The organism is Ruegeria sp. CDSA021 (assembly GCF_059612325.1).
In genome coordinates, this window is the sequence record NZ_JBXWQJ010000009.1 from 145143 (window position 1) to 164768 (window position 19626).

The following is a 19626-nucleotide window of genomic DNA, read 5'->3' on the forward strand; positions in this document are numbered from 1 at the left end:
AGGTGTCAACGACGGGTGTTTCCCGTTGGTGCCCAAGGTTGAATAAAACAGTACCTCGGCAATCTGCAGTTTGGAAAGGTCTTGAGAAAACTTTTGCATTTGCCGATAGTTGGGTGGAATTTGGATCACGAGAGGGCTGTGCGTTATGGCCAAAGGCAGAATGTCCAACCCGTCCTCGCTCGTGATGGCTGCTTTGGTCTTTCTTGCGGTGACACCATCGATGGCGTTGGCCAGCGACAGTTTCATGGATCCGCAAGGTCCGATTGCCGCCATCCAGAAAACCCACCTGTTGCGGGCGACCGCGCTGATCATGGTGGCGGTTATTCCCGTTCTCGTTCTGGTTCCCTGGATCGCGCTTCGATACCGACGTCGAAAGGGCGGAACCGCTGCCTACAGGCCGGACTGGGATTTTTCAGCTAAACTTGAATTTGTCATGTGGGGCGTGCCTGTATTGATCGTGGCGCTTCTGTCTTTCTATCTTTGGAAGGCGACACACAGGCTCGACCCGTATTCGGCAAGTTTTGGTGAGGAACCGACGGTGCAAGTTCAGGTGGTGGGCCTGGATTGGAAATGGCTGTTTCTCTATCCCGAACTGGGTATTGCCAGCGTGGGTGAGTTTGGAATTCCCACCAAACGGCAGGTCGCCATGACATTGACGACCGATACGGTGATGCAGTCTTTCATGATCCCCGCCCTTGCCGGTCAGATTTACGCGATGCCGGGTATGACAACGCAACTTCACCTGGTTGCAGATACCCCGGAGGTCATGCAGGGCGAAAACACGCAGTATAACGGGCGCGGGTTTACCAAACAAAAGTTCCGCACAGTTGCAATGGACCAAGACGCATTCGAGGCATGGGTGGACAAAGTGCGTGCTGGCGGCATCCCTTTGGATGCGACGACTTATCAGACGCTTGCAAAGCGGTCCGACAGGGATGAGGTTCAAGCCGCCCTGGGCACTGCACAGATGCCGGACGATGCACTGTACTTCACGCTGGAGGAAGACGTGTTCTACAACATTCTGCACCGATATCACAGCGGCAAGGCCCTGCCAGTTGATCAGCAACCCGGCACAGCATCCTTCGGGCGGGAGGCGCAGAAATGACCTCACCCGAAACAGGCTTCTTCGGCCGCCTAAGTTGGGATGCGCTTCCGATTGCCGGCTTGCTTGAAAATCCAAACACGAATGAGATCGTGGCAAATGCAGCCGCTGGTATCGTGATTGTTGGCGTCGTGGTTGTGGTCGGTTTGCTTAGCTGGTTTCGACTGTGGACACCGCTGTGGCGCGATTGGCTGACCAGCGTCGATCACAAGAAGATTGGCATCATGTATGTCGTCTTTGCCATCGTGATGCTTGCACGCGGCGTGTTGGAAGGCGTCGTCATGCGCGCTCAGCAGGCTGCAGGGCCCGGAGATGGGTTTCTGGAAGCTGAACACTTTGCCGAGCTTTTCAGCACCCACGGCACGATCATGATTTTCTTTGTTGCTGTGCCCTTTGTCTTTGGGATCGCCAACTATGTTGTGCCGTTGATGATAGGTGCGCGGGATGTCGCGTTTCCCAGACTGAACCAAATTAGTCTGGGTCTGACGGTGTCCGCTGGCATGATGTTGATGGTGTCGCTGGTGGTGGGGCGTTTCTCGACTGGCGGCTGGACGGCGTATCCTCCATATACGGGTGCTGCGTTTAATCCGGGCGTGGGGCCGGATTACTGGATCTGGGCCATCGTTGTGTCGGGTGTTGGTACCACGCTCACAGGTATCAACTTTGCCGTCACGATCTACAAGATGCGCGCGCCGGGTATGACCTTTATGCGACTGCCGATGTATTGCTGGACGATCATCTGCAGTTCGATCCTGATCATCTTTGCCATGCCGCCCTTGGGCGTTGCCGCGCTGATGCTGGCCGCAGACCGATATCTGGATTTCCACTTCTTCACCAACGATCTCGGCGGCAACATGATGAACTATGCCAACCTGTTCTGGCTGTTCGGCCACCCCGAGGTCTATCTTCTGGTCCTGCCTGCCTACGGTATCTATTCCGAGGTGTTCGCGACGTTCTCGGCCAAGCGGCTGTATGGCTACAACTCACTTGTCATTGCGACGATGTCGATTGCGGTGCTGTCCTTCACGGTCTGGTTGCACCACTTTTTCACCATGGGTCAGAGCGCACTGATCAACGCCGTCTTTGGCATCGCAACCATGCTCATTGCTATTCCAACCGGTGTGAAAGTCTATGACTGGATGGCCACCTTGTGGCGGGGACGTATCCGGTTTTCGGTGCCGATGCTGTATGGTTTGGCGTTTCTGATGCTGTTTGTGATTGGTGGCCTCAGCGGAGTGATCCTGGCCAATCCGACGGTGGACTATCAGGTGCACAACACGCTGTTCCTGGTGGCGCATTTCCACAACGTGCTGTTGCCAGGGGTGCTGTTCGGTTTGTTGGCAGCCTATAACTATTGGTTCCCCAAGGCCTTCGGCTTCCGCCTGAACGAGTTCTGGGGGCGTGTTACGGTGGCTCTTTGGACCGGAGGGTTTTTGTTGACCTTCATGCCGCTCTACTTTGTCGGACTCATGGGGATGCCGCGCCGTTCCTTCAGCTATGACGATCCGTCCTTCCAACCTTTTATGATCGTCGCCATCATCGGGGCGCTGGTGATTACTTGCGCTTTGTTCTCGGTTCTTATCCAATTGTGGGTCAGCATCCGCGACCGCGAAAAAACACACGTTCCAGTGGGGGATCCATGGGATGGCCGCACCTTGGAATGGTCGATCCCGTCGCCACCGCCACCTTACAATTTTGCGATCATCCCAAAGGTTACAGATCGTGATGATTTCGCCGCAGCCAAAGAACGTGGCGTCGCGTATCCTACGCCGGACGCCTATGAAGATATCGAATTGCCGCGCAATACCGGCATCGGTTTTATCCTCTGTGTTTTCAGCGGCATCTGGATGTTTGCTTTGGTTTGGTGGATCTGGTGGTTGGCGGCCCTGATGACGGTGCTGATAATCCTTGCCGTGATCATCTGGACCTTTGATGACAGCACCGAGCTCACCATCGCGGCTGAAGAGGTTCGCAGAGACCATGAAGCCTGGCTATCCCTGGTGCATAACGAAACAGCAGTGGATCGTGATTACGAAACCTCCTCAGAAAACCGCGGCCTCGCCCGCCCTGATCTGGAGGCAGTCACATGAAGCGTGCACCGACCCACAGCTATCCCGGCATCAATCTGGGGGAACGCCACGCCAGTGCGGATAAGGCGGCTGAGGTTGTCACCTTTGGGTTCTGGGTCTTCCTAATGAGCGATCTGGTCTATTTCGGCCTGATGTTCGCGATCTACATCACCATGATTGACGCGCAGGCGGGTGGACCCGGTCCGCATGAGTTGTTCGACCTAAAAAGTGTCTTTGCTCAAACCCTGATCCTGTTGACCAGCAGCCTGACGGTCGGTCTTGCAATGCTGGCATTGAAATACAACCTGCCACGCGGGCGCATCATTCTGTGGTTTGGCGTCACGCTCTTGTTAGGGCTCAGTTTTCTTGTGCTCGAAATTCGCGATTTCATGGCCATGGCGGAAAAAGGCGGTATCCCGCAACGCAGTGGGTTCCTGTCAGCTTTTTTTGGTCTTGTTCCACTGCACGGTTTGCACGTCGCGGCGGGCTGTTTGTGGCTGATCGTTCTGGGCGTCCAACTGCGGGTCAAGGGGATGACAGATGTGATCATCTCACGCGTTGTCCGTTTGGCGCTGTTCTGGCACTTCCTGGACCTAATTTGGATCGGGATTATCACAATCGTCTATTTCGGAGGTCTGACCTATGGATAACCGCTCCGAAATGCACCGGCGCGAGCGACGGCGTTATGTGATTGGATATGGCGGATCACTGATTTTGACCCTCGCCATGTTCGGAGTGGCCTATTTGTTTGGGATCGAAACGGTTGGGGTATATCTGACCATCGGGTTGCTTGGTCTGGCGCAACTTATTCTACAACTCGTTTATTTCCTGCATATCGACCGTCGGCGCAGCAGCCGGGAAGACCTGCATCTGGTCCTGTTTTCCACCATGGTCCTGCTGATCATGATCCTTGGCACCGTTTGGGTCTTGGGCAATTTGGCGATACGGATGCACATGCATACGATGTAAGCAGTCAGGGTGAAGCGACAATGAAATCTCTCAAAACAGCAGCAATTGCTGCAATGTTGGCAGCTATTGGAGTTGGTTTACTGCTGTTCTGGCGACATGAGGAACGGTATCCGTCCACCAAGGATGCCTATATCGGAGCCAATATCATCTATGTGGCGCCTCAAGTGACCGGTCAGGTCGCTGAAGTTCATATCTCGGACAATCTACCTGTTAAAGCTGGCGATCTTCTGTTCACTATTGACGATACGCAGTTCAAAGCGTTGGTCGATGCGGCCAAAGCCGATTTAGACAGTGCGGTTCAACAGGCCAAATCCTATTCCACTCAGATAACCGCTGCTGAAGCAGCCGTCGAAAGCGCGCAATCCGCATATGACACTGCAAACAAAAGCCTCGAAAGAGCAAAGGCGCTGTTTGCAGCCGGGGATGTCGCGCAGGCTTCGCTGGATCAAACCACGTCAGAGTTCGCTCAAGCCTCGGCACGGTTGACGACCAGCCAATCCAGCTTGTTGGCATTGCAAAGCGGGTTGGAAGCAAAACAGGACGACATCCTGTCTTCGCAGGCACAGCTTGAGATCTCGGAAACGAACCTGGCTTGGACCAAGGTCTATGCGGCAGCAGACGGCTGGATCGCCAATCTGACACTGCGCCCCGGTTCTTCGGTCTCTGCTAACGCACCGCAGTTTTCGATTGTCGAGTCATCGGACTGGTGGGTTGACGCCAACTTCAAAGAAACGTCTTTGCCGCGCATCCGCGCCGGTCAGTTGGTCACGGTTCAAGTCGATATGCTGCCGGGGGTGAAACTGACCGGCAAAGTGGCCTCGATCGGGCGCGGATCAGGCGACACGTTTTCCTTGTTGCCATCCGAGAATGCGAGCGGAAACTGGGTCAAGGTCACACGTCGTTTTCCAGTGAGGGTCGAATTGGACCCGACAGATGCGCCTTTGCGTGTCGGCGGCAGCAGTAAAGTCGTTGTGGACACAACAGGCCCGGCGGACGACAAATGACCTCGGCGGCGTCCGGTCATGTAAACCGGGTGATCGTGGTTGCTGTTGTTCTCAGCGCCATACTGGAAGTGTTGGACAGTACAATCGTCAATGTCGCCTTGCCGCATATTCAGGCGGCGTTTGGGGCGACAACTGATCAAGCAACATGGATTTTGACCAGCTATATCGTGTCGGCGGTGGTCATAATGCCACTGACTGGCTTCGTGGCCCGTCGTGTTGGGCGGCGACGGCTGATCCTGACAGCAGTGACCGGTTTCGCCGTTATGTCGGTGATGTGCGGCCTGTCCTGGAGTCTGGAAGTCATTGTGGCCTTTCGGCTGGCCCAAGGCATGTTCGGGGCTTTCCTTATCCCACTATCGCAATCGATCCTGTTCGATGCTTTCCCCCGGGAGGAACGTGGTAAAGCGATGGCGGTCTTTGGCTTGGGGGTCGTGGTGGCACCGGTACTTGGGCCGACGGTTGGCGCGATTCTGACCGAGTATTTCTCGTGGCGGATGGTATTTTTCGTCAATCTGCCTGTGGCTGCCCTTGCCCTGCTCTTGCTGGCCGGGGAATTGCCCGAAGACAAAACCGAAGATGTGCAGATAGATTGGAAAGGTCTGGCTCTGCTTGCGCTGGGTATCGGGTGCCTGCAATTTGTCCTGGATCAGGGCGAAACCATGGACTGGATGTCTTCCCGCGTTATTCAGGTGGCTGTGATTGCGTCGATTCTGGGGGCGCTGGGGTTTGTCGTTCACACCCTGACAGCGCGAAATTCGGTTGTGGATCTGCGACTGTTTGCGGATCGGAACTTTGCCCTGTGCAACCTGATTATTGCTGGCTTCGCTGTCTCACTGTTCGGCGGCATCGCAATTCTACCAACGCTTGTGCAAAGCTTGCTGGATTTTCCTGTCATCGCTTCGGGCCACTTGTTCATTCCGCGAGGGCTGACGGCAGGGTTGTCGATGGTTTTGACGGGCGCGGTGCTGGTCCATCATTTCGACCCACGTATGTTGGCAGGCGTTGGCCTGTTGTTGACCGCGCTTGGAAATTTCATGATGGGGGCTATAAACCTCAACGCCGGATTTTGGGAACTGGCCTGGCCCGGAGCCATCAGTGGGTTAGGCATGGGTTTGGTTTTTGTCCCCATGTCTATTCTCGCGTTTGAGAGCATCACCCAAAACAGGCAAGACGAAGCCTCGGGTCTGTTCAACGTGACACGGCAATTGGGATCATCGGTTGGAATCTCTCTGGTCGGGACATGGATCGTACGAGGGCTACAGACGAACACAGCGGTCCTCAGCCAGAATGTGACACCGTACAATCCTGCGGCCCAAGCTTATCTGAATCCACTCGGTCTTGCGCCTGATAGTGCGCAAGGTGCCGCGATATTGGGGCAGGAAATCATGAGACAAGCCGAAATGATTTCTTATCTGACCGTGTTCAACAATCTGGGCCTGCTGGCATTGGGCGCAATTCCTTTGCTTTTCTTTTGCCGTGCCCCCAAACCGGGCACCCAGACCGCTGCCCATGTGCATTGATTCACTGGTGTCATGTCGAAAACAAAGCTCGGTGGTCGCACGCTACATCAAACAACGCGCCATACTCGCCAACCGTAACAAGGCTGCTGTAATGTCATCCTGAGGGGCTAGCTGGGGTCCGACCTTGGGTTATTCGCCACATGTGTGTTGATCCTGCGAATGCTCCATTCAACGGCATCTCGCATTGCACGCCCCAAGGCTAAATCAAAGGCTTTGACCAAATCCGGGGTCTGGTCGCTAGCGGCCACCACGTTTTCCTGAAACGAACTGGATGCGATGATCTTGTCTTCGTATTCGTCGATCACCTTGATATTCATGCGGACTTCAATGCGGACCTTTTTCCCGGCTTCAGAGTCCGCGACCACAATGCCCTGAAACTCGCGCAGGTCCGGCGCAATCACATAGTCAGCGCGCAGACCAACCGTAGAACGACCAACCGCGGCTACTTTGCCTGAGTTCTCATAGCTTTCCACCAACAGCGTTTGAACGATCAAAGGCGCGCGGTCCACCCAGCGTGCGCGTGGTAGGTATTGCACCTGCAAAGGGGTCGGCTGAATGGCGATCTGATCAGTGTTCACCGCGGCGGTGGCTGTTGGTTCCTCGACAACGATCTGTTTCTGTATTCTGGGCAACGCGGAAGAGAACGTGCTTTTCGGCGTCAGCAGATACAGGTCATTGGGTTTGGCTGCTTGTTTCAACGTACCCAAACCGGCGCACCCACCGATTATGGCAACAGCCAGCAAAGCGAGAGCAGGCTTGATCATTGACGGAACTCCGATGCTTGGGTGCCCAGAAGGAAACGTGCAGGGTCACGTTCGACCTTGTCCACCAGACGATCCAAGCTGATGACAAGGCGTTGGGATTCTTCAATAAAACGAATAAATTGCGGTAGACCTACACGCAGAAAATCGGAAACCTGACGGCGATTGGTCTGAACGATGCCGTCGATGGTGCCCAAAAGCTCGGACGCGGAATTGGACGCGCTGAGAACATCGTCCGAGATCTGGTCGATCTTTTCGGTGATATTCGAGACGGTCTCGGTTACTTGATTGGCAGCCTTGCGAATGTCTGCGGCAACAGGCGCAACCTCGTCCTCCATAACCCGATTGGCAGAGTTGAATGCGGTCTCTGCTGACGACAGCGCCCCTTTGGCGGTGTCCATCGCCGATGTGATCGAGCCCAGCGTCGTATTTGCGTTCAGAACGGTTTCGTTGACAATTTCCAGCGTGACGCTGCCTTCGTCGGACAGTAACGTCAGGCGTTCAGCCAGTTGCGAGCCGCGCTCGATGAAGGGCTGAATGTCCTGCTGCAGGATTCGGTCCGCCGTCTGGATAGTGGTTTTTGCTTCGTCCAACGCGGCTTTTGCGGATTCAGATGCGGTTTTGACCGAGTTGAGCGTATCGGTTCCGGTTTTCAGCGTTGTCTCTGCGGTATCGATCAAAGGGTCCAAACGTTTGGAGAACTCGCCAATATCCTGGGCTGCCTTGCCGATATTGCTGGCGACGGAATCGAAACTTGTCAGGGTTTTGTCCAATCGACCTGTGGCTGATGCAAGATTGTCCAAAATGCTGCTGACGGCGTCGCGGTTCTTGTCGTCAACGACTTTGTTCAGGCTTTCCAAAAGAGTGACGGCTTCATCCAGCACTTTCGGTGCGCCCTCAAAAAGGGATTGTATCGTACTGCGCTTGCTTTTGATCACACTGTCTTGCGGCAAACGCTGGGAGGTTGGTGTGCCGCCGGTCAGCTCGACATAGCCCACACCAGTCACGCCCAACGACTGCAATTGCGCGACTGTTTCTTCCGTGATCGGAATTTCTGCGTCAACTTCTATACGCACCCTGACTTTCGAAGGATCGTTTTCATCCAGATTCAGCGAGATCACCTGACCAACGGGCAAACCGTTGAAGTTCACCCCGCCTGCCGCAGAAAGCCCCGAAACATTGTCGAAAAGAACGTCGTAATATGCGTACTGGCGCGTGACCTCGAACTTGGCAAGCCACAGGAAAAAACCAAACGCGCCCAAAAGCCCCGCAAGGGTAAACGCGCCGATCAGGATATAATTTGCTCGGGTCTCCATTGCCTCTACCTGTCCTGGCCCTTTTGTTGTGCTGCGCGGGCGCGGGGGCCTGTGAAGTATTCCTGCACCCAAGGATGATCAACCTTGGTCATGTCTTCTATCGGACCTTCGACCAGTACGCGCTTTTCTGCAAGTACGGCAATCCGGTCGCAGATGGCATACAAGCTGTCCAGATCATGGGTGACCATGAACACCGTCAACCCAAGTGCCTGCTGCAACTCGCCAATCAGCTCATCATATGCCGCTGCACCAATCGGGTCCAACCCGGCGGTTGGCTCGTCCAGGAACACGATCTCAGGGTCCAAGGCCAACGCCCGGGCCAGCGCTGCGCGTTTGCGCATGCCGCCTGACAGCTCGGATGGAAATTTGCCGCAACTCAACTGCGGCAACCCCACCAGGCTGATTTTCAGTGCGCCCAGCGACTCCATCAGTTTTTCGCTGAGACCCGTATGCTCGCGCAGTGGGGCCATCACGTTTTGCAACACCGTCAGAGAGGAAAACAGCGCACCGTCCTGAAAGGCCACACCCCAATGGCGCTCGATCCTGCGGCGGTCTTGCTCGGGGCCGTTCACAACATCGACGCCCAGAACTTCGATACTGCCGGCAGCGGGTTTGTTCAGCCCGACAATTGTTCTGAGCAAAACGGATTTGCCCGTACCCGATCCGCCGACAACGCCAAGAACCTCACCACGCCAGACGTCAAGATCCAGGTTCTCATGCACGACCTGCGTGCCAAATTGGTTTCTGAGCCCGCGTACGCGGATCACTGCGTCTCGTTGCGTCTTGGTAGAGGCTGGTACGTGCTGCACATCGTCCATCATGTCAGATTCCGATCTCTGAAAAGAAAATCGAAAACAGGGCATCGATTGCGATCACCATGAAGATGGATTGCACAACGGATGCCGTCGTGCGCTGCCCCACACTTTGCGCTGACCCTTTGACTTGCATGGCCTGCCAACAAGAGATCACGCCGATGACCAGAGCAAAGAACGGAGCCTTGATCAGACCTACGGCCAGTTGCCAGACATCTGTGTTCTCTTTCAACCGCGTGAGAAACATCCCCGGGCTCACGCCCAAATCGATCCAACTCATCAAGGCACCGCCAAACAGGCCGGCAATGTCGGCGACAAATCCCAGAATGGGCAGCATGATCAGCAAGGCCAAGACACGGGGAATGACCAGAACTTCAATCGGGTCCAACCCCAGCGTGCGCATGGCGTCGATCTCTTCCTGCACTTTCATCGAACCGATAGAGGCCGTGAAGGCGGAACCCGATCGCCCCGCGACGATGATGGCGGTCAGCAAAATTCCCAACTCACGCAGTACCGAGATCGAGATCAATTCAACCACAAAGATCTCTGCGCCAAACTGCTTGAGCTGCGTGGCCCCCTGAAAGGCCAGCACAACACCGATCAGAAACCCCATCAGCGCCACGATGGGAAGGGCCTTGACCCCGGTTTCCTCCATATGCGTGACCAGGGCCGCCTTGCGCAGCCGCCACGGCATGATGAAAGTGCGAAACAGCCGGTGCAGGGTAAGGCCCAGAAACTCCAATATCGAAAGCGTATCTTTCCACGCCCCGAACGTTCCGCGCCCAACATTGGCGACCCAGTCTATAAAGCTGAGGGGTTCTTCAAGCTTCCCAGGTTTGTCCGGGATATTGTGAGTTACAGTATCGATAAGCGTGGCGTGCGCGGGCTTTGCCCCCTGAATTTCAATCTCTGCACCGTTCGTGGTGAAACGGCGACCAAGATTTGCGATCAGCCACGCCCCGCCGGTATCAAGCGCTTCAACTTTGGACAAATCAAAAACCACCCGATCCGCCGAGGGTTGGATGGCAGCAAAATCCGCTTCAACTGATTGCAACGATTGGGTAAGCAACTTGCCCGAGATACGGACATGTATGCCGTCGGGGTCGTGCTCGGTTGAAATCGCTGGCTGCGTCATACCGACATGTGAAGTAAAACCTTCGGAACCTGCAAGTCTTTGTTCCCAAAGGCCGGGTTTTTACTTTGCAGGATGGCGCTCGCGTCACGCATAAGGCCGATTCTACGCAAATTTGTCTGCTATTGTCAGCCCGCGAAAGAAAGTTACGGAGCGCTTCTTAAATAAGTTGCGTGAGCGCAAGAAGAAAGACACATTTCGCCGCGGAAACTCAGGTTTGGAGTCGGAGAAGCCAGATGCCTCAAGCCAAGAATGTCTTGTTCATCATCATCGATCAGCTTCGGGCGGATTGCCTCAGCGGCGCTTTGGCGGATCACGTGAAGCTTCCAAACCTTCGGACATTCATGGAAGAAGCGGTGACATTCACGCGGCATTATTCTGTCACTAATCCCTGTGGCCCTTCGCGAGCGTCGCTTTTGACCGGACAATATGCGATGAACCACCGGTCGGTTCGAAATGGAACGCCGCTGCGTCACGATACCCCGAACATCGCCACTGAAATGCGTAAAGCGGGATTCATGCCGATGCTTTTCGGCTATACGGACACCTCAGCCGATCCGCGCGTTCATGACGCCAACGATCCGGTGCTCAAATCATATGAACAATCCATGACCGGATTCCTTGAGGTTGTCGAAATGCGCCTTGAAGAGTCATATCCTTGGCAAGGGCACTTGTTGAAGAAAGGGTACGAGTTCGATCAGTACTGGGACGTCTACAAACCTGTCTCTGGGGATGGTCAACCTCCCAAATTGAACGACCCGGCGCTGTATCGGGCGGAAGACAGCGACACTGCGTTCCTGACGGATGCGTTCCTGGATGGGATCGCACCTCATTGTGGCGAGGGGTGGTTTGCCCATCTGACCTATATCCGCCCCCATCCGCCTTTGGTCGCGCCCGCGCCGTATAATGACATGTACAACCCGGCGGACATCCCGCTGCCGCAACGGTTGCACAGCGCAGAAGCTGAGAAAGAACAGCACCCATTTTTCGGGCCAAAGCTGGATGTCTATACAGCCAAAGAGTTTGTTCATGGCTTTGACGAAGTTGAGCCGACGGATGAGAATATTCGTACTTTGCGCGCTGTCTATCTGGGGTTGGCAACAGAGGTCGATCACCACATCGGCCGTGTGGTGAAGTACCTCAAGGACAGTGGGCAATACGACGACACGATGCTTGTGATCACCGCAGACCATGGTGAAATGCTGGGGGATCGTCACAGCTGGGGCAAGATGACGGTCTACGACGCGGCCTATCATACGCCGCTGATCATCCGTCTGCCTGACAACGAGGTCCAAGCGGGCACCCAGATCACCGTACCAACTGAGTCGATAGATGTAACGCCGACAATCCTTGACTGGATCGGGCAAACAGCTCCGAACGCGATGGATGGTCGGTCATTGTTGCCATTGTTGCATGGTGACATTCCCGAAGACTGGCGCAGCTATTCCTTCAGTGAACTGGATTTCTCGGAACCTGAAAACCCAACGTTGTGGCAACAAAGACTTGGAACCGGCAACAGCGACTCGTGCCTAGGCATACTGCGAGATGACCGGTTTACCTTGATCGAGTTCGCAGCCGACCTGCCGCCGATTTTGTTTGACCATCAGGGCCAGGGTGAATTCGAAAATGTAGCTGACAAGCCCGAGTTTGCAGCCGACCTGGTCCGATTGAGTCGTCAGATGCTGCGGCACCGGATGCGAAACATGGACCACACTTTGTCCCTGCACTCGATTACGTCCGAAGGCGCAAAATCCCGCTCACGATACTAGGCTTCCCGTTAGTGACCCGACTCCGTTTGGGAAAACTGTAGACAAATTCGCATCTTACGATATCGTCGCAGAAAAATACGCTTTTGTTTGCGCTCTGACGGCCTGCGGTGCCGGTGATTTGTGTTTCCGGTTTTGAGTGAATTGTCCAGATCGGCTTGTCAGCGATTTTGAAGTTCCAAACACATCCATGTTCACACTGGGTGTTTTCGGGAGGACAGTGATGGGCGATTGGTTTGTGAATGTGCTGCGCAGCTATCCTGAACTGGCGGTTTTTCTGTCGATAGGGATTGGGTTTTGGATCGGTCCCAAAAAACTCTTTGGCTTCAGCCTCGGGACTGTCACGGCAACTTTGCTTGCGGCTGTGATCATCGGGCAAACGCACATCCAAATAGACTCGGCAGTCAAATCGACATTTTTCATCATGTTCATCTTCGCGGTAGGATATGGTGTCGGGCCGCAATTTATTCGTGGCCTCAAGGCAGACGGTGCACGTGAGGTGTTGTTCGCACTCAGTGTATTGGCTTTGTGTCTGATTGTGCCGGTTATTTCTGCCAAGGTCGCAGGATTGGAACTGGGTTTTGCGGCTGGCTTGTATGCCGGGTCACAGACCATTTCTGCCGCGATTGGTGTGGCGACGGATCAGATCAATCAATTGGGTCTGTCGTCAGAACAGGCGCAGACCTACGCCAATCAGATTCCGATCGCATATGCTGTCACCTATATCTATGGCACTATTGGCTCTGCCATTATTTTGGCCAAGATTGGCCCGCGCCTGATCGGTGTGGATCTGGTTGCGGCCTGCAAGGAATACGAAGCCCAGTTGGGGGGCGGAACGGCAATCGAATCCGGCAACGGTATCGTTTCGGCCTACCGAACGATCGAGGCTCGGGCGTTTGAAATCCCTAATGACAGTGACCTGCTGGGCCAGCCGGTCAAAGACCTGTTGCCTGGTGTGCGGGTCTATGCCGAACGGATCAAGCGTGGTGACGCTATTGTCGAGGTTGAAGACAGCACGGAGCTTCAAGCGGGCGACATCGTTATGTTCTCGGGTCGCCGGTCGGAGTTGGTCGGCCTGCTGGAAGGTCGCCTGAAAGAGGCCGACGCGCTTGAACTGCTGAACACGCCAACCGAGAAGCTGGATGTTCTGATCACCAGCAAAGAGGTGCACGGCAAATCTCTGGAAGAGTTGAGCAAGCTCTCGCTGGCCCGTGGCGTCTATGTATCAAAACTTATGCGCAACATGGTTGAACTGCCGCTGCTGCCAGGAACTGTCGTGCACCGTGGCGACATCCTGACTGTTCTAGGCGCAAAGCGTCATGTCGAAGTGGCAATCGCCAAGATTGGATATGCGGACCGTCCGGTGGACACGACAGATCTTGCTTTTGTCGGGTGGGGGATCTTCATCGGTGGTCTCGTCGGAACCCTGGCAATTACCATGGGCGGTTTCCCGATCAGCCTGTCCACAACAGGTGGAGCCCTTTTGTCAGGTCTGTTGCTGGGTTGGTTACGTACCGTGCACCCGACATTCGGGCGCATTCCTGGCCCGTCTTTGTGGTTGATGAACACTCTTGGCCTTAACGTTTTTATCGCGGTGATCGGCATCAGCGCCGGCCCCGGTTTTGTCGCGGGCCTGCAACAGGCCGGTATCGCACTGCTGCTTTGGGGGATCGTCGCCACCTCTCTGCCGATGATCTTTTCAGTCTACGTTGGCCACTATGTGTTCAAGTTCCACCCGGCCATACTGTTTGGGGCCTGCGCCGGTGCGCGAACAACCACAGCGGCGCTTGGGATGATCCAGGAAGCCGCGCAAAGCCGGATACCCGCGCTGGGGTACGGGATGCCTTATGCGATCGGGAATACGTTGCTGACCATCTTTGGCATGGTCGTTGTTTTGATCCTCAGTTGATTTGGAAAGGTATGTGTTATGGACCGTCTGAAACTGCACGATTACGAAGCGCTCAGCCCTTTTCAGATCAAGGATGAGCTGATCAATCTGGCCTCGGATGAAGCGCGAAAATCCAACAGTGCGTTTCTGAATGCGGGGCGAGGAAACCCCAACTGGATCGCGACCCGCCCGCGTGAAGCGTTCTTTGCTCTGGGTCAGTTTGCCATCACCGAAGCCAAACGCGTCATGGATCATCCGGCGGGTTTGGGCGGAATGCCAGCTATCAAGGGGTGCTATGATCGATTGGTAGGCTGGGCTGAGGCCAACGCAGACATGCCCGGCACAGAAACCTTGATGACCGTTGTCAAACACGCCATTCGCGCATTTGATTTCGATGCGGATGCATTTGTTCACGAACTGACTGACTCGATCATTGGCGACAATTACCCGGTGCCGGACCGCATTCTGCACCACAATCAGATCATCGCGCACGAATATCTGATGTGGGCCATGTGTTCCGGTCGACAGCCCGACGCGCGATTTGATCTGTTTGCGGTCGAAGGCGGCACGGCGGCGATGTGCTATATTTTCAAGTCACTCAAGGCCAACCGCCTGTTGAACCCTGGGGATACGATTGCGCTGTGTACCCCGATCTTCACTCCTTATCTGGAAATGCCTGAACTTGAGGATTACAGCCTCGAATCCGTGCATGTGGAAACGGATGAAGAAGATGGATTCCAATTGACCGATGCGGCGGTCGAGACACTGAAAGACCCCAAGGTAAAAGCGTTCTTTCTGGTCAACCCGGGCAACCCTTCGTCAGTTGCCCTGAACAAGGCATCCCTGGAAAAACTAGCGGATGTTGTCGAGAACCACCGTCCCGATCTGATCGTTCTGACAGATGATGTATATGGGACCTTCGTACATGATTTTACTTCGGTCATGGGGTACATGCCGCGCAACACGATCGGCGTGTATTCGTATTCAAAATACTTCGGCTGCACGGGCTGGCGTTTGGGTGTCATCGCAGTGGCGCAAGACAACATCTTTGACCTCAAACTGGCTGGGCACAGTGAAGAGATCAAACAGACCCTGGACAAACGCTATGGCACGCTCAGCCTGACTCCTCGTGAGATCAGGTTTATTGATCGTCTGGTTGCGGACAGCCGGGATGTTGCCCTGAACCACACCGCTGGTCTGTCCCTGCCGCAACAAGTCATGATAAGCCTGTTTTCGCTCGTCGAACTGGCAGACACCAAGAAAGACTATCAAACCGCCTGCATGGAGCTTGTACATCGACGTTTCCAACTGTTGACCGAAGCGATGGGTATCGAGGTTAATGCAGGCGAAAACTACGATGCCTATTACGGGATCATCGATTTCGAATACTGGTTGCGCAAATATGTAGGCGATGATGTTGTTGCATGGATCAAGAAGAATGTGCACCCGCTCGACATCGCGTTCAAACTGGCCGAGGATCACGGGATTGTTTTGTTGAACGGCAGCGGATTCGATGCGCCAGGGTGGTCTGCACGCGTGTCCTTTGCCAACCTGCCAGACGAAGCCTATACCCAGATCGGCCGCGCCGTGCGGTCCGTCGCCAGAGGTTATGTCGAGGCTTATCATGCCGCCAACAAAATGCCGCTGCATGGCGAGTCATAAAGTAGCAATGTCCAAGAATGAAACCCACTATCCGTACCTGAAATCAGGTGCTACGCAGGGGCTGTGGAAAAGGCAAACTTGGACATAACGGAAAAGCGCATCAAGGCGATGACAACCGCCGGACTGAACCTGATTGGTCAGGCGCTTTCCATTTATGACAGCAAGTTGCAGCTGGTGCTCAGCAATCGCCGGTTTCAGGAAATGTTCGACTTGCCGGATGAGCTTGTCCAACGCGGCGCTTTGTTCCGAGACACAATCTACTTTCTTGCCAGCCGAGGAGAATACGGCCACGACGAAAGTGTGGAAGACATGGTCAATCTGCGCATCGAGCAAGCTTTGACCTTTGAATCCCATTACATGGAACGCGTGCGACCCAACGGACAGGTTGTTTCAATCGAAGGTGCACCGTTGCCTCAGGGGGGGTGGGTTGCGGTCTATACCGATATCACAGGCACTCGGCGGGCCGAAAACCTGTTGCGGGCGCGGTCAGAGGAATTGTCTGAACAATTGCTGGGTCACGCCGAAGAACTTTCGGCCACCAATCGCAAGCTTGCAGCCACAATAGCTGCCTTGGAAGAAGCCAAACGGGAACTGACCGAAATTGAAGCCCGCACGCGCCTTGTGACTGAGATGATGCCAGCGCATATCGCGCATTTGGACAGTGACGGTTTGTATGACTTTTCCAACCGGCGCCTGAGCGCGGTTATGCCTGGGCGTCCGTCCGATATTCTGGGCCTACATATCTCCGACGCGCTTGGCGAAGCAGCATTTGAGCGCGTGGAAAGCCACCTGCGAAAGGCTTATGATGGTGAACCTTCGGTTTTTGAATTCACCGAAGACCAGGATTCTCGCCGGATCCGTGTTTCATTCACTCCAGATGGGGCAGGGGGCGTCTATGTCATGTCCGTGGACATTACCGAAGAAACCCAGGCGCGGGTCGCCCTACAACAAACCCGTCGCCGAGAGATGGCGGCGCAGATGACCAGCGGACTGGCGCATGACTTGTCCAACCTGCTAACGATTATCCTTGGGATGCAGTCCAGACTGGACAAGATGGGCTTGCCGGAGGAAGCGCAAGAACTTGTCGCAGCCACTCAACAAACGGCGCGTCGGGGCGGGCAATTGCTGAACCGCATCGCAGATATGACAGGTAACCGAACGCCGCGGCCACAAGCTACAGATATGCGCGGTTTGCTGGAAGACCTGCGTATCCTGGCCACCCCGTCCCTGCCGCGCGGTATGGGGTTTTCTGTCGTTAACACTTTGCCGGATCAGACATTAATGCTGGATCCGGGGATGGTGCAGGATGCGTTGCTGAACCTTGTTCTGAATGCGCGGGATGCGTGCGGAAGCTCAGGTCAGATCACCATCAGCGCACATGCGATCGGTAAGATATGGGTCGAAATCACGGTGTCGGACACCGGTTCAGGATTTTCACCCGAAGCGCTGGAGAAGGCGCTGAACCCCTTTTTTACAACCAAGGGCAGTGACGGGTCCGGTTTGGGTTTGTCAATGGTTTACGACACAGTGAAACTTGCGGGCGGCGATCTGAACCTCAGAAATACTCCATCCGGCGCATCGGTCGTGTTGCGATTGCCGTATCGCTCTGCACCACCCGCTCAGGATGGCTTGGTATTGCTGGTGGAAGACAGTGACGAGTTACGGGGCCAGTTCAGGGACATGCTGGTAGAGCTCGGTTTTACAGTTATCGAGGCCAATTCGGCGGATGAAGCTCTGACGCTGCTTTCTAGTGTTGAAGACATCTCGATGGTTTTGTCCGATATCCGCTTAAAAGGCGGGGGAACAGGTCTGGATCTTCTGCGGAAAGTAAACTCTGGATTGCCGTGCATCCTCATGACTTCGTTGCCGAATTCTGATCCTCTGTACCAACAGGCGCTTTCTGCGGCGCCGGTGTTGCGTAAACCGTTTTCACAGGCTCAATTGGCCGCACTGATCCAAGCCGAGGCCGCCTGATGACGCAACCGTTGGTGACTATTCTCGATGACGAACCCGAGATACGACGTATTCTAACCGACGCTTTGGAAGAAGCCGGGTTCCGAACACAAAGTTTTTCCCGCGCGCGGGAATTTGAGGCGGCACTGAACCGCGTGACACCAGATGTCTGTCTGGTCGATCTTTCATTGCCGGATACCGACGGGTTGGCTTTGGTTCATCGCCTTGCATTGGAACAGGGCGCGGCGGTAATCATCATTTCCGGACGGGCACAGGTGCAGGATCGGGTGACAGGACTGGAACTTGGAGCCGACGACTACATAACGAAACCGTTCGACCCGGCAGAGGTGGTAGCCCGGATTCGTGCCAGATTGCGGACACCGCGCGGTCAAACCTCACATTCGGATACAGCTGTGTTCCATGGCTGGACAGCGCATTTTGACCGTTATGTTCTTGAGGATGGGGCCGGTGCTGAAACGCCTTTCAGCCATGCTGAAGGGGAAGTCCTCCGGTTGTTTTTGGAAAGTCCCAAGCGTCTGATCAGCAGGGCGCAAATGCAGGAGTCCTTGGGCGGCGCGGCCGGTGACAGTTTCGACCGTGCCATGGATGTTCGAATTTCGAGATTGCGCACAAAACTTGGGGAAGACCCAAAAAATCCGCGCCTGATCAAAACGATATACGGCGCAGGATACATTTTTTTAGGCGACGTAGCCTGGAGCTAAGTGCGGCATTATCGCACGAGTTTTTGGTCACGTGTTGGCAATCAAACGATGTCGAACGCGCTGAGAAAACCCTGTTGCTGAGGTCTACTCGCGCAAAGCCTGGTCCTTGATCTTCACGACGGGTTGCAAAATGTAATCCAGAACAGATTTACGACCAGATAAGATATCCACTTCAGCAATCATGCCGGGTATGATTTCAACCGCAACACCGTTCCCGTCCAGCATTGTGTTATTGGTGCGAATTTCCACGACGAACACCTCTTCTTCATTGCGTTCCGAGCGCGTGATCGTATCTGCACCAATGCGTATGATTTCACCATCCAGCGCGCCATAGCGGGCGAAGTCATAAGCTGTGATCTTGACCTTCACGGGCTGACCAGCGTGCAGAAACGCGATATCCTCGGGTTTCACATAGGCTTCGACCAGCAATGTGTCATCCAGCGGCACGATTTCGACGAGTTCCTCGCCGCTTCTCGCTAAACCTCCGATGGTCGTTTGATGAATGCGATTGACAATGCCCCGCACCGGAGAGCGGACTTGGGCCCTTGATGCCCGGTCGCGCAAAGCTGACAGGGTCGGTTGCAAAGTGGCCAATTCAGCCGTGGCGATCGCCAGGTCCGTCAGTGCCGCACTGCGAAACCGACTATGGGCAGCCCGGATGCTATCGTCGATTTCATCCAATCCTGTTTGTAATCTGTTGGTTGCGGCTTCGGCACGCACCTTCCGACCGCGCCACTCGGCCTCACTCCGCCGCAACGCTAGCAGAGTTGTCGCAGGTTCCATCTGTTGTTTAACCAAAGGAGCAATGATGGCGCGCTCGTCCGCAAGAACTTTGAGCGTTTCGTCGGCCGTCACTTGATCTACCAAGCCTTCTTCATATTCCCGGTACTTCTGTTGCCGTTGGCGCTCTAGGATGGCGATCTCTGCTTGCAACTCTGCTTGCCGCCCTT

The 19626-nt window shown here is 54.9% G+C and carries 15 protein-coding genes and 1 pseudogene; 11 read left to right on the forward strand and 5 right to left on the reverse strand.

Going from position 1 to position 19626, the window contains the following annotated elements; translation table 11 throughout:
• The first annotated feature begins 145 nt into the window (after positions 1-145).
• The 6 genes from AC2FLD_RS13730 to AC2FLD_RS13755 are packed head-to-tail and all read left to right on the forward strand — an operon-like array spanning position 146 to position 6664.
• A complete protein-coding gene (locus tag AC2FLD_RS13730; RefSeq protein ID WP_496673862.1) occupies positions 146-1105 on the forward strand; it encodes a ubiquinol oxidase subunit II in 960 nt (319 codons plus the stop codon).
• Positions 1102-3192 carry a cbb3-type cytochrome c oxidase subunit I gene (locus AC2FLD_RS13735; RefSeq protein ID WP_496673864.1) on the forward strand — a complete coding sequence of 697 codons (2091 nt, stop codon included), beginning with the start codon at positions 1102-1104 and terminating at the stop codon, positions 3190-3192. Before AC2FLD_RS13730 ends, AC2FLD_RS13735 begins: the two co-directional genes overlap by 4 nt.
• On the forward strand, positions 3189-3821 hold the full coding sequence (locus AC2FLD_RS13740) for a cytochrome c oxidase subunit 3 (protein WP_050604270.1): 633 nt from the start codon (positions 3189-3191) through the stop codon (positions 3819-3821). The genes AC2FLD_RS13735 and AC2FLD_RS13740 overlap by 4 nt, the downstream gene beginning before the upstream one ends.
• The gene (locus tag AC2FLD_RS13745; RefSeq protein WP_050604269.1) at positions 3814-4140 is read left to right on the forward strand and encodes a cytochrome o ubiquinol oxidase subunit IV; all 327 of its coding nucleotides are present in this window, start codon (positions 3814-3816) and stop codon (positions 4138-4140) included. Before AC2FLD_RS13740 ends, AC2FLD_RS13745 begins: the two co-directional genes overlap by 8 nt.
• Positions 4141-4160: 20 nt before the next feature.
• Positions 4161-5144, forward strand: coding sequence for an HlyD family secretion protein (locus tag AC2FLD_RS13750; protein WP_496673867.1), 984 nt, complete (start codon positions 4161-4163; stop codon positions 5142-5144).
• Positions 5141-6664, forward strand: a complete 1524-nt coding sequence (locus AC2FLD_RS13755) for a DHA2 family efflux MFS transporter permease subunit (RefSeq protein ID WP_496673870.1) — start codon at positions 5141-5143, stop codon at positions 6662-6664. Before AC2FLD_RS13750 ends, AC2FLD_RS13755 begins: the two co-directional genes overlap by 4 nt.
• A 107-nt stretch (positions 6665-6771) precedes the next feature.
• On the opposite strand, the gene AC2FLD_RS13760 is transcribed toward AC2FLD_RS13755, so the two are convergent.
• Genes AC2FLD_RS13760 through AC2FLD_RS13775 form a run of 4 tightly spaced genes read right to left on the reverse strand, consistent with a single transcriptional unit; the run spans position 6772 to position 10688 of the window.
• Positions 6772-7428: an ABC-type transport auxiliary lipoprotein family protein gene (locus tag AC2FLD_RS13760; RefSeq protein WP_496673873.1), complete on the reverse strand. Its 657-nt coding sequence runs from the start codon at positions 7426-7428 to the stop codon at positions 6772-6774.
• A complete protein-coding gene (locus tag AC2FLD_RS13765) occupies positions 7425-8741 on the reverse strand; it encodes an MlaD family protein (RefSeq protein WP_496673876.1) in 1317 nt (438 codons plus the stop codon). The genes AC2FLD_RS13760 and AC2FLD_RS13765 overlap by 4 nt, the downstream gene beginning before the upstream one ends.
• A 5-nt stretch (positions 8742-8746) precedes the next feature.
• Complete coding sequence (locus AC2FLD_RS13770) at positions 8747-9562, reverse strand: ABC transporter ATP-binding protein (protein WP_496673879.1); 816 nt, start codon at positions 9560-9562, stop codon at positions 8747-8749.
• A 1-nt stretch (position 9563) separates the two neighbouring features.
• On the reverse strand, positions 9564-10688 hold the full coding sequence (locus AC2FLD_RS13775) for an MlaE family lipid ABC transporter permease subunit (protein WP_496673882.1): 1125 nt from the start codon (positions 10686-10688) through the stop codon (positions 9564-9566).
• 233 nt (positions 10689-10921) lie between these two features.
• Between AC2FLD_RS13775 and AC2FLD_RS13780 the strand changes: the two genes are divergently transcribed.
• From AC2FLD_RS13780 to AC2FLD_RS13800, 5 genes are all read left to right on the forward strand, one after another.
• Positions 10922-12454, forward strand: coding sequence for an alkaline phosphatase family protein (locus AC2FLD_RS13780; RefSeq protein ID WP_496673885.1), 1533 nt, complete (start codon positions 10922-10924; stop codon positions 12452-12454).
• Positions 12455-12674: 220 nt separating this feature from the next.
• Positions 12675-14360 carry an aspartate-alanine antiporter gene (gene aspT, locus AC2FLD_RS13785; protein ID WP_496673888.1) on the forward strand — a complete coding sequence of 562 codons (1686 nt, stop codon included), beginning with the start codon at positions 12675-12677 and terminating at the stop codon, positions 14358-14360.
• 18 nt (positions 14361-14378) lie between these two features.
• The gene (locus AC2FLD_RS13790; protein WP_496673891.1) at positions 14379-16001 is read left to right on the forward strand and encodes a bifunctional aspartate transaminase/aspartate 4-decarboxylase; all 1623 of its coding nucleotides are present in this window, start codon (positions 14379-14381) and stop codon (positions 15999-16001) included.
• A gap of 108 nt (positions 16002-16109) precedes the next feature.
• On the forward strand, positions 16110-17975 hold the full coding sequence (locus AC2FLD_RS13795) for a PAS-domain containing protein (protein WP_496673893.1): 1866 nt from the start codon (positions 16110-16112) through the stop codon (positions 17973-17975).
• Positions 17975-18676 (forward strand): response regulator transcription factor, encoded by a 702-nt coding sequence (locus AC2FLD_RS13800; RefSeq protein ID WP_496726658.1) that lies wholly within the window; start codon positions 17975-17977, stop codon positions 18674-18676. The genes AC2FLD_RS13795 and AC2FLD_RS13800 overlap by 1 nt, the downstream gene beginning before the upstream one ends.
• Positions 18677-18760: 84 nt before the next feature.
• Here the strand turns inward: AC2FLD_RS13800 and AC2FLD_RS13805 are convergent.
• A pseudogene (locus AC2FLD_RS13805) lies at positions 18761-19618 on the reverse strand (HlyD family type I secretion periplasmic adaptor subunit); the annotation flags it as partial.
• Positions 19619-19626 lie beyond the last annotated feature (8 nt).

Bases quoted from the DNA above. Each gene is read 5' to 3' on its own strand.
- AC2FLD_RS13750 (WP_496673867.1), top strand. From the start codon at position 4,161: ATGAAATCTCTCAAAACAGCAGCAATTGCTGCAATGTTGGCAGCTATT.
- AC2FLD_RS13770 (WP_496673879.1), bottom strand. From the start codon at position 9,562: ATGATGGACGATGTGCAGCACGTACCAGCCTCTACCAAGACGCAACGA.
- AC2FLD_RS13745 (WP_050604269.1), top strand. From the start codon at position 3,814: ATGGATAACCGCTCCGAAATGCACCGGCGCGAGCGACGGCGTTATGTG.
- AC2FLD_RS13780 (WP_496673885.1), top strand. From the start codon at position 10,922: ATGCCTCAAGCCAAGAATGTCTTGTTCATCATCATCGATCAGCTTCGG.
- AC2FLD_RS13740 (WP_050604270.1), top strand. From the start codon at position 3,189: ATGAAGCGTGCACCGACCCACAGCTATCCCGGCATCAATCTGGGGGAA.
- AC2FLD_RS13775 (WP_496673882.1), bottom strand. From the start codon at position 10,688: ATGACGCAGCCAGCGATTTCAACCGAGCACGACCCCGACGGCATACAT.
- AC2FLD_RS13790 (WP_496673891.1), top strand. From the start codon at position 14,379: ATGGACCGTCTGAAACTGCACGATTACGAAGCGCTCAGCCCTTTTCAG.
- AC2FLD_RS13755 (WP_496673870.1), top strand. From the start codon at position 5,141: ATGACCTCGGCGGCGTCCGGTCATGTAAACCGGGTGATCGTGGTTGCT.
- AC2FLD_RS13730 (WP_496673862.1), top strand. From the start codon at position 146: ATGGCCAAAGGCAGAATGTCCAACCCGTCCTCGCTCGTGATGGCTGCT.
- AC2FLD_RS13765 (WP_496673876.1), bottom strand. From the start codon at position 8,741: ATGGAGACCCGAGCAAATTATATCCTGATCGGCGCGTTTACCCTTGCG.
- AC2FLD_RS13760 (WP_496673873.1), bottom strand. From the start codon at position 7,428: ATGATCAAGCCTGCTCTCGCTTTGCTGGCTGTTGCCATAATCGGTGGG.
- aspT (WP_496673888.1), top strand. From the start codon at position 12,675: ATGGGCGATTGGTTTGTGAATGTGCTGCGCAGCTATCCTGAACTGGCG.
- AC2FLD_RS13735 (WP_496673864.1), top strand. From the start codon at position 1,102: ATGACCTCACCCGAAACAGGCTTCTTCGGCCGCCTAAGTTGGGATGCG.
- AC2FLD_RS13795 (WP_496673893.1), top strand. From the start codon at position 16,110: ATGACAACCGCCGGACTGAACCTGATTGGTCAGGCGCTTTCCATTTAT.
- AC2FLD_RS13800 (WP_496726658.1), top strand. From the start codon at position 17,975: ATGACGCAACCGTTGGTGACTATTCTCGATGACGAACCCGAGATACGA.